Source organism: Paraburkholderia sp. RL18-085-BIA-A (assembly GCF_046027075.1).
Classification (GTDB): Bacteria; Pseudomonadota; Gammaproteobacteria; order Burkholderiales; family Burkholderiaceae; genus Paraburkholderia.
The window spans coordinates 208,996-222,813 of the sequence record NZ_JARESU010000004.1 but is presented as its reverse complement, the minus strand read 5'-3'; the positions used below and the strand labels follow the sequence as shown (position 1 = coordinate 222,813).

Below are 13,818 nucleotides of genomic sequence, written 5' to 3'. Positions count from 1 at the left end.
CTACCCCGCCCGTCGCCCTTCAAGTCCGGCTCACGCGCTAAAGGTGAGCCGGTGCTTCTGCCAGGACCAGCCAATCGCACAGCATCAGGTAAATGTTGCTTCCGAGGTCTTGAACGAGACGAGGTTTCCCGAATATCTCCGCCGTCCTTGTCCCGCCAGAGACAATTCACTCGTCCCTGCGGCGCGCTTCGCACCTAGCCCTGGCGCACGGGAGCGTCGTCGACACGGGCAATGCAGATCTCTCTGCCGAATTACTTGGCGTGGATGGCCACTTGGCTCGATGATCGAATTGCTGCCGCAGCAGGCCGGTATCGGTGAACTCCGCCCGCTAGCGCCTGCCGTCCCTGCAATAGCATCGAAATCGATAGACTTCCTCCAATCTCCGCGGATACCCAACGCGGCCGGCCTGGCTTACATTGACATCCCGCCGGACAAGGCCTGTTCCTGCCCACTCCCAAAAACTTCGGACACGCTATGAGCCTCCGGGCAGATACTTCTCGCGGGTAGCCCCAGCGCCCTGCTTTTCCAGATGGCTTACTTCTCTATCGTATGTGCGCGGTTTGGAAAGCGGCTGCCATATCGCCAGGGAAAACAACGTGCAATTGCTGAGGCTATGTCCGGGCAGTGCGGGTCGGGGCGTGCGAGGAGCAGTTATTCGCCGCGACCAGGAACCCCGGAGAAACCGACTGACGGACAATATTGGATCGATTCTGTTTGCAAGGACTTCGCGCGCGAGTCAAGGCCGGGGTTCGATCTTTTTCGACGCTCGCAGACAATTTGATGTCCGCCTGCAGGTGGACCTGTCGGCGTAGTCACATCCCCTTCCTCAAGTCGGCTGCCGCTGTCGTATCGAAGCAGTACCTGGAACAGACGGCGTCTTTGCAAACGACCTTGCTGCCGAATAGGTATCGGGCCGGCCCACGATATCAGCCATGCCGGAGAACTCCACTTGAAAACCGGCGCACAGGCATAGGACATTGAGCCTCGTGCCGTAACGACTCGCCAGCAGAATGCGCGAAGCGTCCAAATTTCCGGAACCACTCGCTGGACTTGAACTCGGCCGCAAACCAATCCGCCCGCCGAGCGTATAACTGCCCGAAACGATCGGACGACAGATAGCCCAACGAGGAACGCACGCGCTTTGCGTTGTAGACGTCCTCAATGAAATGCGGCAACCTTGGCGTGACATCGGCGAAGGTTTCGTACCGCCTGGCTATTGCTGCGCCGCGATTGCGAATCCTGATATCCCGCCGCGAAAGCAAGGCCAACCTGCTCGTCAACAAGGACGAGCACACCTTGGGACGGTTCGAGCAATGGTAGGTCGGAAGTGTGCCGTTGCTCCTGGTTGGAAACGGGAGTGAACTCTCGTATGACATCGAACGCACGCGAGAGTGCATGGCGCTGGTGGACATACTCATGGCCGGGCGTTCGCAACGTCCTTTGGTGTGACCTGCCCCTGCTTGCCGCCAAAATGGACGATGGCATAGTTGGCGACTGCGGCGATTTCTACATCAGTGTAGGCCGTGCCGAACGACGACATGGCGGTTGCCGCGGCATGGTCCGGAGCGCTGCTGCCCTCGAGGATCACCCGGATCAGGTTGGCCCCTCGCGGGTCGTTGACAGCGTGCGAACCGGCCAGATCCGCACGCGCGGTTTGCCGGCCGTTTCCGTTCCAGCCATGGCAACTCGCGCATGTGCCCTCGAAGACGCGGCGGCCAGTGCCGTCGCTTGCTTCGCCGCCTGGCGACCATGTAGTCGACGCCTTCACGACCGCGGCGGCATCGGCATGGCGCGGCGTTACCGTGCGCAGATAGGTGACGATGGCCTCGATGTCCGTTGCCGGAAGCTGGCTCAGGCTCAGGTCGATGGCCTGGCGCATGCTTCCCGATGCCGCGCCGTGACTGGTGGCATAGCCAGTGGAAAGATAAGACACGAGCTGCGCATCGGTCCACAGGCCGATCCCAGTCTCCTTGTCGGGCGTGATGTTCCAGGCCCTCCAACCATCCACGACGCCGCCCGATAGCGCTTCGTGCTGTTCCCGGGCGAACATCAGGTTGCGCGGCGTGTGGCATTCGCTGCAATGCGCCAGTCCATTCACGAGATAGGCGCCGCGGTTCCACGCAACGCTGCGCGCTGGGTCGGGTTCGAACGGTTTGCTGTCGAGGAACAGCAGCTTCCATCCGCGTATGACGCGACGTTGGTTGAACGGAAAGGCGAGCGCGTTGGCGGGTGCCGGCGTGGCAACCGGCGCGAGGGTCGCCAGGTAGGCACGAATCGCGAGGATATCGTCGCTGGAGAGCAAGGCGTAAGACGTATAGGGAAAGGCGGGATAGAGATCCTCGCCGTGTCGCCCCACGCCCGAGCGCATAGCCCGCGCGAATTCGGCATCGCTCCATGCACCGATCCCGTTCTCGCGGTCAGGGGTGATGTTCGACGAATAGATCGTGCCGAATGGCAGTTTGAATGGGAGGCCGCCCGCGAAAGGCTTGCCGCCCTCGGTGGTGTGGCAGGCCGCGCAGTCGGCCGCCACGGTCAGGTACTTGCCACGCGCGACAAGGGCATCGCCCGTTGGTTGCGCAGCGCCGGGCGAGACCGGATCGAGTCCATGCGGCAAGAAAAAGAACAGCACCGCGCCAATCAGGACGATGCACGCGAGCGCCGCGAGACTATAACCAATACGATTGCGTCGCGTCATGACTGCTCACCCCACGCGCCTAGCGCGCGCCGGTCGATCGGCAGTGCACGAAGCCGCACCCCCGTAGCCCCAAAGATGGCATTGGTCAAAGCAGGTGCCGCGGACACCGTGCCGACTTCACCCAGTCCGCCCGGCTTCTCTTCGCTTGGCACAACGAAGACCTCGAACTGTGGCACTTCATTCATGCGAATCTGCCGGTAATCGTGAAAGTTGCTTTGCTGGACTCGCCCGTTCTCGAAGGTGATGCCGTTGTAAAGCGCGGCCGAAAGGCCGAACAGCACGCCGCCTTCGATCTGCGCGATCACGGAATCGGGGTTCACAGCGATGCCGCAGTCGACAGCAGCGGTGGCGCGCCGCAGGTGAATCTCCCCTTGTGGATCGACCTCCACTTCCATCACCAGTGCGGCATGTGTGCCGAAGCTGTCGTGCAGCGAGATGCCGCGCGCGCAGCGTGGCGGCAGCGGCTTGCCCCATCCGGATGCTTGCGCGGCCTTGTTCAACACGGCGAGCGAGCGCGGGTTCTTACCAAGGAGTGCCCTGCGATAGGCGACCGGATCCTGTCCGGCTGCGTGCGCGAGTTCGTCCAGGAAACTTTCCACCACGAATACGTTATGCGTCTCGCCGACGCCGCGCCACCAGTTGAGGGCGACCGGACCGTCCTGTCGCACCCAGTCGGAACGCAGTGCGGGAATGGCATAGGGCAGGTCCGCTGCGCCAGCCACCGCATCGCGGTCGAGCTGGCCTTGGGGCCATGGCTTGCGGTCGTAGTAGCTGCGCACGGTGGAGCACCGGGTCCGATGGGTCCACGCCATTGGCAAGCCGTCCTTGCCGAGTGCGGCTGCAATGGTGTCGTGATAGGCAGGCCGGAACCGGTCGTGCTGGATATCCTGCTCGCGTGTCCAGATGATCTTGAGCGGATAGCTGACCTGCATACCGAAGCGGGCGGCCTGCTGGATCGTGTCCACGGCCAGCCGCCGGCCGAAGCCGCCGCCGATCAGATGATTGCGGACGATGACCTTGTCGGGCGGCAGGCCGATGATCTCCGCGGCGACGATACGCGCGATCTCCGGCACCTGAGTACCCACCCAGATGTCGCAGCCATCGCGGCGCACGTGGATCGTGGTGTTGATCGGTTCCAGCGCCGTATGGGCGAGGTACGGCAGATCGTAGATCGCCTCGATGCGCTGTTTGCCGGCTTCCTCGATCACGCGATCGGGATCACCGGTCAGGCTGCCGTTGATCGGCGTACCCTGCGCGGACCGGAGCGATTCGGCCAGTGTTGCCGACGTGAGCGTAGTGTGCGGCCCCTCGTCCCACTCGATCTTCAGCAGGTCGAGCCCACGTTTGGCGGTCCAGTAGTTTTCTCCGACCACCGCGACGGCATCGTCGATACGGAGGATGTCGACCACACCCGGCAAGGCACGCGAGGCGCGCCCGTCAAGCGAGCGCAGGCGCCCGCCGATCGTGGGACACATTGCGATCGCCGCAACGCGCATTCCTTCCACCATCGCGTCGATGCCGAAGCGGGCGGTGCCATTGACTTTGGCTGGCGTGTCCACGCGCTTCACCGGCTTGCCGATGAGCTTGAACTGCGACACCGGTTTCAACGATACCTCGCGAGGCACCGGCTGGTGCCGCGCGGAGCTGGCAACCGCGCCATACGTCAGGGTCCGACCAGTCCGCTGGTGCGTGATGACGCCACGCGCCACGACGCATTCGGCGGACGGCACTCGCCAGCGCTCAGCGGCCGCGCCGATCAGCATGGTGCGAGCCGCCGAGCCGGCCTGCCGCAACGGTATAAAGAACGCGCGCACGGAGGTGGATCCGCCGGTGGCCTGTGCCTTCAGCAGGCTCTGCGTATAAGCGTGCTGGTCCGCGGGCGCGAGTGCCACTTCGACCTGGTCCAGGCCCACTTCCAGCTCTTCGGCGATCATCATGGCCTCGCCGGTGGCAATGCCCTGCCCCATCTCCACGCTAGGCGCCACGAGCACAATACGACCGTCGGCACCGACGCGGATAAAGCCGTCGGGCACGAATCCGTCGAACCCTGTTGCCGCTGCATCGAGCGCGCCGATGGCGCCAAGATCTGGCTCGCGCTCGAATGCACGTACCGGCCGCACGAACGCAAATCCAACGAGGAGCGCACCGGCGGTCAGGAAACGTCGGCGCGCGTTGTCTGGTAGTGCGTCTTCGCCGATTGCGCCGTAGGTTTGCATCATGCCGCCTTGATAGCCGCGCGGATACGCGAATAGGTGCAGCACCGGCACAGATTTCCGGACATCGCGGCATCGATATCCTCGTCGTTCGGATGCGGATTGCGGGCAATCAGTGCTGCAGCCGCCATGACCTGGCCCGACTGGCAATAGCCGCACTGGACCACTTCCAATGAGAGCCACGCGGCTTGGACACGCTTCCCGGCCGCGGTCTCGCCGACCGCCTCGATTGTGGTGATCTCGCCCTTGACGGCAGAGATCGGGAGTAAGCACGAGCGCACCGGCTTGCCGTCCAGATGCACGGTGCAGGCGCCGCACTGGCCGATGCCGCAACCGAACTTTGTGCCGGTCAGCGCCAGCACATCACGTAAGGCCCAGAGAAGCGGCATGTCCGCAGGCCCGGTGACGTCGACAGTTTTTCCATTAACGACAAGCCGCGTCACGGGCCAAGGCTGGGAGGTTTTATTGCTTTTCATCATTATCCCCGGCGCTGCGATTGGCCGGACTCTGTGGGATATCCATACCCGCTTTCCTCCACATGATCCCGATACTTCAAACCGATGGCGATGAACTTCGACAATCTCGAGACTGGAGGGCCGGGAGCGAGAATATCCCTGATATGACGGGAAGGGTCCGAGAGATTGATCTTCGCCAGGCTGGCAAGTTCTTGAACTGAGAGGTGGGCCGGGTGATGTCTTCGATATGCGCCAACAGGTCGCACAAAACACCGTTTCCGTCGATGTTTGCGGGCTGCTCGGCGCCAGGTTCTCGAAATCGACATAGTTTCATTTTGTTGAGCCCGACCAATCTCTTCCTTGCCTCAAAATAAAAGACTCGCATTGCGCGGCGCGCAATAGACCCCACGGCAGTCGTGGCAAGCATGTTCACCGTTAGAGGGTGTTAGGAACTTTGTGTCCGACCTGGTATCCTGGCGGGATGACAAAACGCAGGCCATACCCAACGGATGTATCGGATGAAGAGTGGTACTTCGCCGCTCCGTACCTGACCTTGATGAACAAGGACGCACCGCAACGCCGTTACGAACTGCGTGAGATGTTCAACGCGCTGCGCTGGATTGTACGCGCTGGTGCACCGTGGCGTTTGTTGCCCAATGACTTTCCACCCTGGGAACTGGTCTACCAGCAGACGCAGCGCTGGATTCAGGCCGGTTGTTTTGAGGCCATGGTCAATGACCTGCGTTCGATCATCCGGATCGCGCAGGAGCGTCGTGGCCAACCCAGCGCGGTCATCCTCGACGGGCGCACGCTGCAGTCGACCTGCGAGAGTGGGCCTCGCGCCGGTTACGACGGCTACAAACGCAAACGCGGCAGCAAGGTTCACATGGCAGTTGATACTTTGGGGCAATTGCTTGCGGTGCATGTTACGCCGGCCAACGAACAGGAGCGCGCGCAGGTCGGAGAACTGGCCCGTCAGGTTCAGCAGGCCACCGGCCAAACGGTCAAGGTGGCGTTCGCGGACCAGGGATACACCGGCGAAGAGCCTGCGCAGGCGGCACGCGATGAAGGAATCGAGCTTCAGGTAATCAAGCTGTCGGAGGCGAAAAAGGGCTTCGTGCTGTTGCCGCGCCGTTGGGTGGTCGAGCGCAGCTTCGGCTGGCTCAACCGCTTCCGCCGACTGGCCAGAGACTACGAGCGATTGCCCGAAACCCTGGCTGGTTTGCACTTCGTCGTATTCTCCGTGCTTATGCTTGTCCACTTTGCAGCCCTTAACAAAAGTGCCTAACACCCTCTAAGCTTCGCCGTCTCACGCGGCGCGACGCCATATGACTACCGCCGCGCATTCGATTGCCCACCATACCATCCACGCAGACGGTATCTTCGGAGGCGGTAATACGAGCTTTTTCGGCCAGCCATCCCGACGCTTTGATCAAGCGTCCACAGAAACAAGATATAACTTTCTGGTCGGCCGAGACATTGCATGTTTATGTAGTCGGACCTGCAAAATTCATTTTTGCGTGACGAGCGAAGCCGAGGGTGCGGTCTGTCGGGTGAGGAGAAGTCCGCCGGTCGGAAGTGATCGCGATGCAGAGGCAATGGATGCGACGTGACATTGACGCGCCAATGCAGCCACGCGAGGATAAAAAATACAGGCCTCAGCCCAGGCGGACGATTGCGCACAGCAACCAGCGCAGGTTGTAGCCAGCAGCACACAGCACCGCGTGTAGCGCATCGCCAGTTTGCCCTTTGAGCCGGCAACGCTGCATCCCGTGGTCGTGCTTCACATGGCCGATGATCGGTTCGATCGCCTGCCGTCGCTTGAGCCAGCGTCGCTGCGTGCTGGTCAGCGTCTTGTGCTTGCCACGATGAATCAGGTCTACTGACGATACCTCGGGGTCGACGCCGCGAAACTCGAGATCGACCAACACGGTCTTCGGCTTCGGTGTACCGGGCAGGTCCTGCAACAGAATGGAACTCTGTTCGAGTTGCTCGGCCAGCGTGCGCCCATCGTAAGAGTTGCCGGGGAATGCCCGCGCACCGATGATCAACCCTTGCTTCTCCGTAATCGCGAGACTGACCTTGACACCGAACTCGTACGGCTGTCGGGCTTTTCCCTTACCGATGCATTCGACTTCCGGAGCGTGTAGCGCGGAGAGCTTGCCCTTATCCTTGGGCCGCTGACGGCAGATGCGCCAGGCTCGCTCAAGCCAGACGCGCAGCTGGGCCTTTCGTTCACACGTGGCGCCCGGCAATTTACGCTCGATGTCGCGCAGCAACCGTCCCAGCACAGTGCGCTGGCGTTTGAGCACGCGGCGCAGGCGCTTGAATTGTTTGGCATGCGCATAGCCACCGGCCCGACGACGTAGGCTTTTGCCTTCGCGTTCACATGTCTGCTTCAGTGCCAGGCCGGCATGTTGCGCCAACTGCACGAGTTTGGCCCGTGCCACCTCCAGCAGACGACTACGCAATCGCCTTCTCCTGTACCGTCGTATCGACGATCACGCGCTCTAATTCGACCGGTGCAACGGCCTTCATCTGCACCGCAGCCGCGATCGTCGTCGCCAGCAATTCTTCGACGCCCGCTTCGCCCAATGCTTGACGAAAACGTACCAGGTTGGTCGGATCGCACGGCGGACGCGGTTGAAAGTACTCTTCGCCGAAAAAGTACTGCCAATAGTTGTTCTCAGCCCAACGCTCGCACACCGACTCGTCGCTCTCGTTATACGCGTGCTTCAGGTAGAGCAGACCGACCATTAGGCGAGACGGCAACCGAGGACGCCCGGCCGAGCTCACGCCCATACCCGCTAGCTACGGCACAACACCGAACAGATCGACGTCTTCACTGAGGCGGCCCTCGCGAGCACGCCGCTCAAACACCGGCGCCAGCGCTGCTTCGATGGAAGCCCACGGAATTCGTGTGGCCAGCACCGCGAGCGGATGACGAAGATCAATCATTGCGTCCAAACGGCTGCGAAAAAAACCGGTGTGCTCATCGGCGTGGCTCGCAAACTCCCAGAAAGAAAATCAGATCGATATTGTTTCTGGGAGTTCGATAACTCTCGAACTTCTTCCTATCACTCGCTGGCGCTGGCTCCGTGCGGTTCTGAAGGGGCGACTATGTTGTCCGAGGCATATCTAGGGAAGCGCCGATCAACATGCACCGCCGTAATTCGTTAGGGCTGTAGTACTGAACCGGCAAGGTCGCGTATTACCCGAAGGAGAGGCATGTCAGGCGATGCATCAAACGTCTGGCGTTGCGCGCTCACTCCGAGATTGATCATCTGGTACTCTGCAAAACTTTAGTGGGGTTGCGCGATTTCGAGAGCTCTGCGCGTTGACAGAAGCACCATCGTGACGCCGAACTCCAACGAAACAGCAACGCCCCCATCGCGCCCATCGCCATCGCCCAAGTCACCTTCAAGACGACGAAAGCGCTTCGCGACTGCCCTGGCGTCGTTGCGCAGAACATGAACGCGCAGACTGCACGTGCTTACTGGTTCTTTCTGTTTCATCTCGTCCCGGACCTGCTGGAGACTTTGATCAATGGTAAGGAAGCGGAGTGGCCTCATCATTTCTTCGCCGATTGGTGCTACAACCCGCACGCGATCGAAGCACCGACTTCGACACCTATGTCAGGGCCTACAAGCATCCGGGCGCCGTGCGCGGAGCGATGTCCGACTATCGGGCGAATGCCGAGGATATCAACCAGGATCTCGCCGACGCGGATACTAAAATCGCTTGCCCGACCATGGCCATCTGGGGCGAAGATTTCTATGCGGTAGGTGGAATGTTTGACATGAAAGCGGTTTGGGAGGGAATGGCCACTCATCTGCGCGCGCGGAGCCCATTGCACAGTGCGGGCATCTACCGCAAGAAGAGCGGCCAGAACGGGTCAACACCCTATTGCTTGATTTTCTGGACACCTGGAAAGGTTGAGATGAATCGACCTCGCCCCAGCTTGGGTTACTGATCCTGTTCCGCTCCGTCTGCTCCATGCCGCGCGTAGAATATGACGACCGTTGCCACATCGCGGTCTCTACGCTCGATGAGATCTCTTCTATTGCCGTATTTTCTCTCGTTGCTGCTTTCACGCTTCTTATTTTAGGTCGATTTGCCCCACGCTGCGGTGCGAGCGGTGATCGTGGGTACGCCGGACTTCGTCGCGATCGGGCTGCCGTTTCTCCATGCCGTCTCGGATTTTCTGATGGCGGCAGCCTTTGCCTGGGCGCCGGCTTTAAGTCCCGGTTCGCCGTGATAAGGGCGTTTATCGCGGCAGCCCTCTTTTTAATCGCGCGAAATCGGGTTGTCTTGCGTTAGGGCTGTGCGTAATCCACACTGGAAAGCCCGCCCTGCGCCCCGTGCAACGGACCTGTCCGTCGCCCCGGCGCGCTGGAGTACCATCATGGCCCGCCCCGCCGCTGTCACCCCCGATGCGATCCGCACGACCGTGCTCGCGATGCTGGCCGAGGCCGGCGACACCGCGCCGGCGTCCGACGCCCGCTTCCGCAAGATTGTTTCCGTCCGCAAGCTGCGCGCGCGCCTCGGGGCCGGCGACCCCGCCACCCTGTCACGCCACCTCAATGTCATCGAGGCGGAGATCGTGCAGGCGGGATTGACCGGCTTCGCCGTGCCGAACGTACCGCCCGAGGTCGCCGCACAGATGCGCACGCTGTGGGAAACGGCCGTCGCCACGCAACTGGACGGCATCGTGCGGCTGCGGCACGAGACCGAAGCGACGGCGCAGGCGGCGCTCGATGCGCTGCGCAACGAAGAACTGCGGGTCGAACTGCTCCGCGCCGAACTGGCCGACGTGCGGGCCCAGCTCGGCGCGCGGGACGCGGAACTCACGCTCGCCCGTGCGGAATGCCAGGCGGGCGCGACCCGCACCGCCGCCCACGAAGACACCCTGAAGCGACTGGAAACACAGCTTGAAACCGTGGCGACGGCGGCCGCTGATGCGGCACGCCACCATGCCGCGCAGTTCACGGCCGAGCGTGCCCGCTACGAAGGCCTCTCCAGACAGCTGCTGCGGGAAACCGCGCACCAGCGCGAGACGTTCCACACTGAGCGGCACCGCCTCGAGGCCGACATCGCCCGTGCGGCCGAGCGCGTGGGCGCGCTGGAGGCCCTGCGCGAGCGACTGCTGACCGAACTGGCGGAACAGCGCAACGCACACCAGCAGGCCGCGGCCGAAGCGGCCGCGCTCTTGACAGTGATCGAACAGCAACGCCAGACGCTCGCGCTGGTGGGCACCGCGACCGCGAAAGGAGCCGCCGCTGCCACCCGCCGCTCCGGCCGCCCTGACGTGCGCGCCGGCCAGACGCCGGCCTCAGGGAGGAAAGCGCGATGAACCCGTCCGACTGGCTCGACACCGGCTGCCGGCCGCCGCAGCGTCTGCCTGACTCCGTCGACACGGCGCTCGGCTACCTGGCCCACGCGCTCGGGCACCCGCTCTATACCCGCTGGACGCTCGCGACGCTCAAGCGCGGCTGCCCGTCCCTGTCCGACGCGAAGCGCGAGCACCCCGCCGTGTTCGCGCTGCTGCTCGAGCAGGACACCGCCATCGAGTACTGGGAGCGCGGGCGGCTGCGCGTCGTGCCGGAAGCGGCGGCGCCGTCCGCGTCGACGGTGCTCGAGCGCACCCTGCGGCAGCACCGCCGGCGCTTCCGTGCCGCAGCGCCAGACGGGGCGCACGAAGGCGCACCCGCCACGCGCGCCGGGCCCGTGAACCCGGACCTCGCGCCGCTGCCCGCCGGGGTGGAACCGGCGTGGCTCGCGCGCGCCGGACGCTTCGCGAATCCGGTGCCGCTCACCAACACGCTGGGGGTCGCCGACGACGCGCAGGCGGCCAAACTGTTCCTGCGCGAACGCGCGTCGCACTCCCCGCACACGCTGCGCGCCTATGTGACGGAACTGCGGCGGCTCGCGGCCTGGTGCGCACGCGAGGGGCTCGGCCCCTTCTCCGACCTCACGCGGCAGGACCTGATGGCCTGGCGCGAAGCCCTGCAAGCACCGCATGGCGACACCGCAGGGAACGTCCGACGTGCAGCGCCTGCAACCGTCTCACGCGCGCTGGCCGCGGTCTCGAGCCTGTTCGCGTGGTGGCACCGCACCGGCTATCTGACGGTCAATCCGGCCGAGGGGCTGGCGGCTGGCCGACGCGCGCGGATGACGTGGACGCCGGCGCGGTTCCTGCCGGCCGCCGCACTCGCGCACTGCGATGCCATCGCCACCGGTGACGCGCCGGCGGATGTCCCGTCCACCGTCTGGACGCGGCGCGGCGCGATCTGGGCGCTCTACCGCTTCGCCGGCGTGCGGCTCGCGGAGCTGGTCTGGGATGAGGCACTGGCGCTGCCGCATGTTGAAGTCGACGGGGCCCGCCAGTGGACCCTGCACGTACTGGGCAAGGGAAACAGACGTCGCGCGATCCCGCTGCCCACCGCGTGTCTGCCTGCGTTGCGTGGGTACCGGCGTGCCGTCGGACTACCGGCCGATCCTGACCCGGGCGAACGCCTGCCGCTGATCCACAGTGAGCGCGGCCGGGCGCTGGGGCCAAGCGGCCTCTACGACGAGGTCCGGGCATTATTCGCACTGGCTGCGACACGCGTGCCGATGGAGGACACAGCGATGCGCGCGGCCCTGGAAACGGCCTCCACGCACTGGCTGCGTCACGGCTATGCCCGCACGCTGGTGGTCGACCATGGCGTGCCGTTACCGGTCGCCCAGGCGCTGCTGGGGCACGCCTCGGTACAGACGACGGCCGCCTATGCGCGCACCGGACAGGCCGAGGCGCGTGCGTTTGTCGAGGGGAGTTTCCCGCAACCAAAGTAGCCACCGATGATTAAGACGAAATTGCCTGCCCGCCTCCGCGTTCAAGGCAAATCGTCGTTGGTTTGCAGTTTCCCTGCGTTGCCGCTTTGGCGGCTCATCGGCCATGTTGCCGACATTAGGCCTCAAGATTTTATGAGGCAGCTTCAGGGCGCCTTCCTGCCATTCGGATCTCCACAACCGCGAATGTCGCGTTCGCTGTCAGCCGATGCATACTCTCGCTCCGTTTCCGTCCTTGGACATAAGTCGGCAGCAACGGCGGTTCCCCTGACACTACAGCAGCCATTGACTGGGCACCTTTGCGCCAACTGCATCCGGTCCTTTACGCGACAGGGGTCACCGGTTCGACCCAGTACTACCCACCGGAATTGTGGCCAAAGATTCTGGTATCGCTTCGCACTTTGCTCCAACGCCCTAGACAATGCCGGCAAAACCTAGCAATGGATAGCCCGCGTCAGTGGGCTATCCATTGCTGTGGCCCCGGCACGCCACAAAGCGACATGCCAGCGACGAACCAGCGCGCGGGCTATTGAAACAGCCGTTCGAGGTTCTCCTTCGACCAAATCTTGCTCGCTACGGCCAGATAAAACTCCGCCCGGCGCCTAAGAGCCGCCGCATCAGCAGACGGCTCTGCTTGCGAAGTGATCCCAGTCTCTGCAGAGAACCGCGCCCAATTCGGCTGATTCAAATAGAACGAAGCCGTAAGCGTTTGAGCCAAGATGTTTTCATTGGAGTAGCGCTGAAGTTTCTCACTGTAAGCCATCGCCCGCATCGACCTATTTCGCCCGCGCGGCAAGAGGATCAATCCACCAACGCCATTCCGCGCAGCGGCGAACTCAGACGAGGAGCCGAACGGCTGCCCTCCCGCTGTCGTTATGTCCGAATTCGCTTCTGCCATATTGTGAGCAATCATGTGTTCAACATCGAATGTGCGCGAATCCCGCGTTCGATCGACAAAGTCGGCGAAGCCAACCTTACTAGTCTGGTCCACCGCTTTTTCAAGATAGTCCGCAAGCCGCGCCAAAATATGAAGCAGGTTCTGACGCTTCACATTGTCGTACGACACGTTGGCCAGTGCAGACAGCTTGTCTCGTTCAGAATCCATTCGTGTCACCAGCTTGGTCCGCAGATCGTGCAAATCCAAGTCGCGCAGTTCCTTTGCGATATCAAAGACCAAGTCCCTGATGTTGTCGTAGGTGTTTCCGGAAAATCTGGATGCAGAGTTGGCTCGCCGCCGCCGAATCCTACGCCGAGGCATCCCTCAGAGTCGAGTTCCTCCAGCCAGCTTAAAACCTTCTCCGTCGCCAAAGCAGCTCGATGTTTTGGTGCGTAGCAATAGCTGCAATTGAGATCACAGAGGTTTGTGAGCGCGACTGAGACCTGGCGCGGAGCGGTCGCCCACTTTGGCTGGTCGACAGAAACCTCATCGAACAGGATATTTAGACCTGTGCGCCTATCGAAGATATGCACGCCATCCGGTCCACTTCTGGACTTCATATCTAGTTTTAGAGAGTTTTAGATTTCGCTTGCTCGATCCTTCCTTAGGCCGAAATCATACCGCCCGACGTGGGTGCGACCAAGCTTGCACCGTCAATTAATCCGTCACGGTCGTCAACCGGCCGCT

At 62.5% G+C, this 13,818-nt stretch carries 9 protein-coding genes and 2 pseudogenes; 5 read left to right on the top strand and 6 right to left on the bottom strand.

Translation table 11 applies throughout. The features are described from left to right. The first annotated feature begins 1,161 nt into the window (after positions 1 to 1,161). Entirely contained in the window at positions 1,162 to 1,320 is a 159-nt protein-coding gene (locus tag P0D89_RS04810; RefSeq protein WP_408367816.1) for a hypothetical protein, read from the top strand. 94 nt (positions 1,321 to 1,414) lie between these two features. Here the strand turns inward: P0D89_RS04810 and P0D89_RS04805 are convergent, their stop codons facing one another. The 3 genes from P0D89_RS04805 to P0D89_RS04795 form a co-directional block, all read right to left on the bottom strand. Then, the gene (locus P0D89_RS04805; RefSeq protein WP_408367814.1) at positions 1,415 to 2,614 is read right to left on the bottom strand and encodes a cytochrome c; all 1,200 of its coding nucleotides are present in this window, start codon (positions 2,612 to 2,614) and stop codon (positions 1,415 to 1,417) included. A gap of 77 nt (positions 2,615 to 2,691) precedes the next feature. Beyond that, positions 2,692 to 4,956, bottom strand: a complete 2,265-nt coding sequence (locus tag P0D89_RS04800; protein ID WP_408367812.1) for a xanthine dehydrogenase family protein molybdopterin-binding subunit — start codon at positions 4,954 to 4,956, stop codon at positions 2,692 to 2,694. Then, positions 4,911 to 5,387 carry a (2Fe-2S)-binding protein gene (locus tag P0D89_RS04795; RefSeq protein WP_408376210.1) on the bottom strand — a complete coding sequence of 159 codons (477 nt, stop codon included), beginning with the start codon at positions 5,385 to 5,387 and terminating at the stop codon, positions 4,911 to 4,913. Before P0D89_RS04795 ends, P0D89_RS04800 begins: the two co-directional genes overlap by 46 nt. A gap of 457 nt (positions 5,388 to 5,844) precedes the next feature. Between P0D89_RS04795 and P0D89_RS04790 the strand changes: the two genes are divergently transcribed. Beyond that, a complete protein-coding gene (locus P0D89_RS04790) occupies positions 5,845 to 6,651 on the top strand; it encodes an IS5 family transposase (protein ID WP_408376209.1) in 807 nt (268 codons plus the stop codon). Between the two features lie 394 nt (positions 6,652 to 7,045). Here P0D89_RS04790 and P0D89_RS04785 read toward each other — a convergent pair. After that, positions 7,046 to 8,321 (bottom strand): annotated as a pseudogene (locus P0D89_RS04785) (IS5 family transposase); the annotation flags it as partial. Between the two features lie 497 nt (positions 8,322 to 8,818). Between P0D89_RS04785 and P0D89_RS04780 the strand changes: the two are divergent. The 3 genes and pseudogenes from P0D89_RS04780 to P0D89_RS04770 all read left to right on the top strand — a co-directional run. Beyond that, positions 8,819 to 9,302: pseudogene (locus P0D89_RS04780) on the top strand (alpha/beta fold hydrolase); the annotation flags it as partial. Positions 9,303 to 9,768: 466 nt separating this feature from the next. Continuing rightward, the gene (locus P0D89_RS04775) at positions 9,769 to 10,716 is read left to right on the top strand and encodes a DNA-binding protein (RefSeq protein ID WP_408376208.1); all 948 of its coding nucleotides are present in this window, start codon (positions 9,769 to 9,771) and stop codon (positions 10,714 to 10,716) included. After that, positions 10,713 to 12,197, top strand: coding sequence for a tyrosine-type recombinase/integrase (locus P0D89_RS04770; RefSeq protein ID WP_408376207.1), 1,485 nt, complete (start codon positions 10,713 to 10,715; stop codon positions 12,195 to 12,197). Before P0D89_RS04775 ends, P0D89_RS04770 begins: the two co-directional genes overlap by 4 nt. A gap of 523 nt (positions 12,198 to 12,720) precedes the next feature. Here the strand turns inward: P0D89_RS04770 and P0D89_RS04765 are convergent. Together P0D89_RS04765 and P0D89_RS04760 are read right to left on the bottom strand one after the other, a co-directional pair. Continuing rightward, positions 12,721 to 13,338, bottom strand: coding sequence for a GmrSD restriction endonuclease domain-containing protein (locus P0D89_RS04765; protein WP_408376206.1), 618 nt, complete (start codon positions 13,336 to 13,338; stop codon positions 12,721 to 12,723). Further along, entirely contained in the window at positions 13,305 to 13,691 is a 387-nt protein-coding gene (locus tag P0D89_RS04760; RefSeq protein ID WP_408376205.1) for a radical SAM protein, read from the bottom strand. Before P0D89_RS04760 ends, P0D89_RS04765 begins: the two co-directional genes overlap by 34 nt. Positions 13,692 to 13,818: the final 127 nt, after the last annotated feature.

What these genes read in the sequence shown, in the direction of transcription:
- P0D89_RS04770 (WP_408376207.1), top strand. Translation starts at nt 10,713, where the DNA reads ATGAACCCGTCCGACTGGCTCGACACCGGCTGCCGGCCGCCGCAGCGT.
- P0D89_RS04775 (WP_408376208.1), top strand. Translation starts at nt 9,769, where the DNA reads ATGGCCCGCCCCGCCGCTGTCACCCCCGATGCGATCCGCACGACCGTG.
- P0D89_RS04810 (WP_408367816.1), top strand. Translation starts at nt 1,162, where the DNA reads ATGAAATGCGGCAACCTTGGCGTGACATCGGCGAAGGTTTCGTACCGC.
- P0D89_RS04790 (WP_408376209.1), top strand. Translation starts at nt 5,845, where the DNA reads ATGACAAAACGCAGGCCATACCCAACGGATGTATCGGATGAAGAGTGG.
- P0D89_RS04760 (WP_408376205.1), bottom strand. Translation starts at nt 13,691, where the DNA reads ATGAAGTCCAGAAGTGGACCGGATGGCGTGCATATCTTCGATAGGCGC.
- P0D89_RS04795 (WP_408376210.1), bottom strand. Translation starts at nt 5,387, where the DNA reads ATGATGAAAAGCAATAAAACCTCCCAGCCTTGGCCCGTGACGCGGCTT.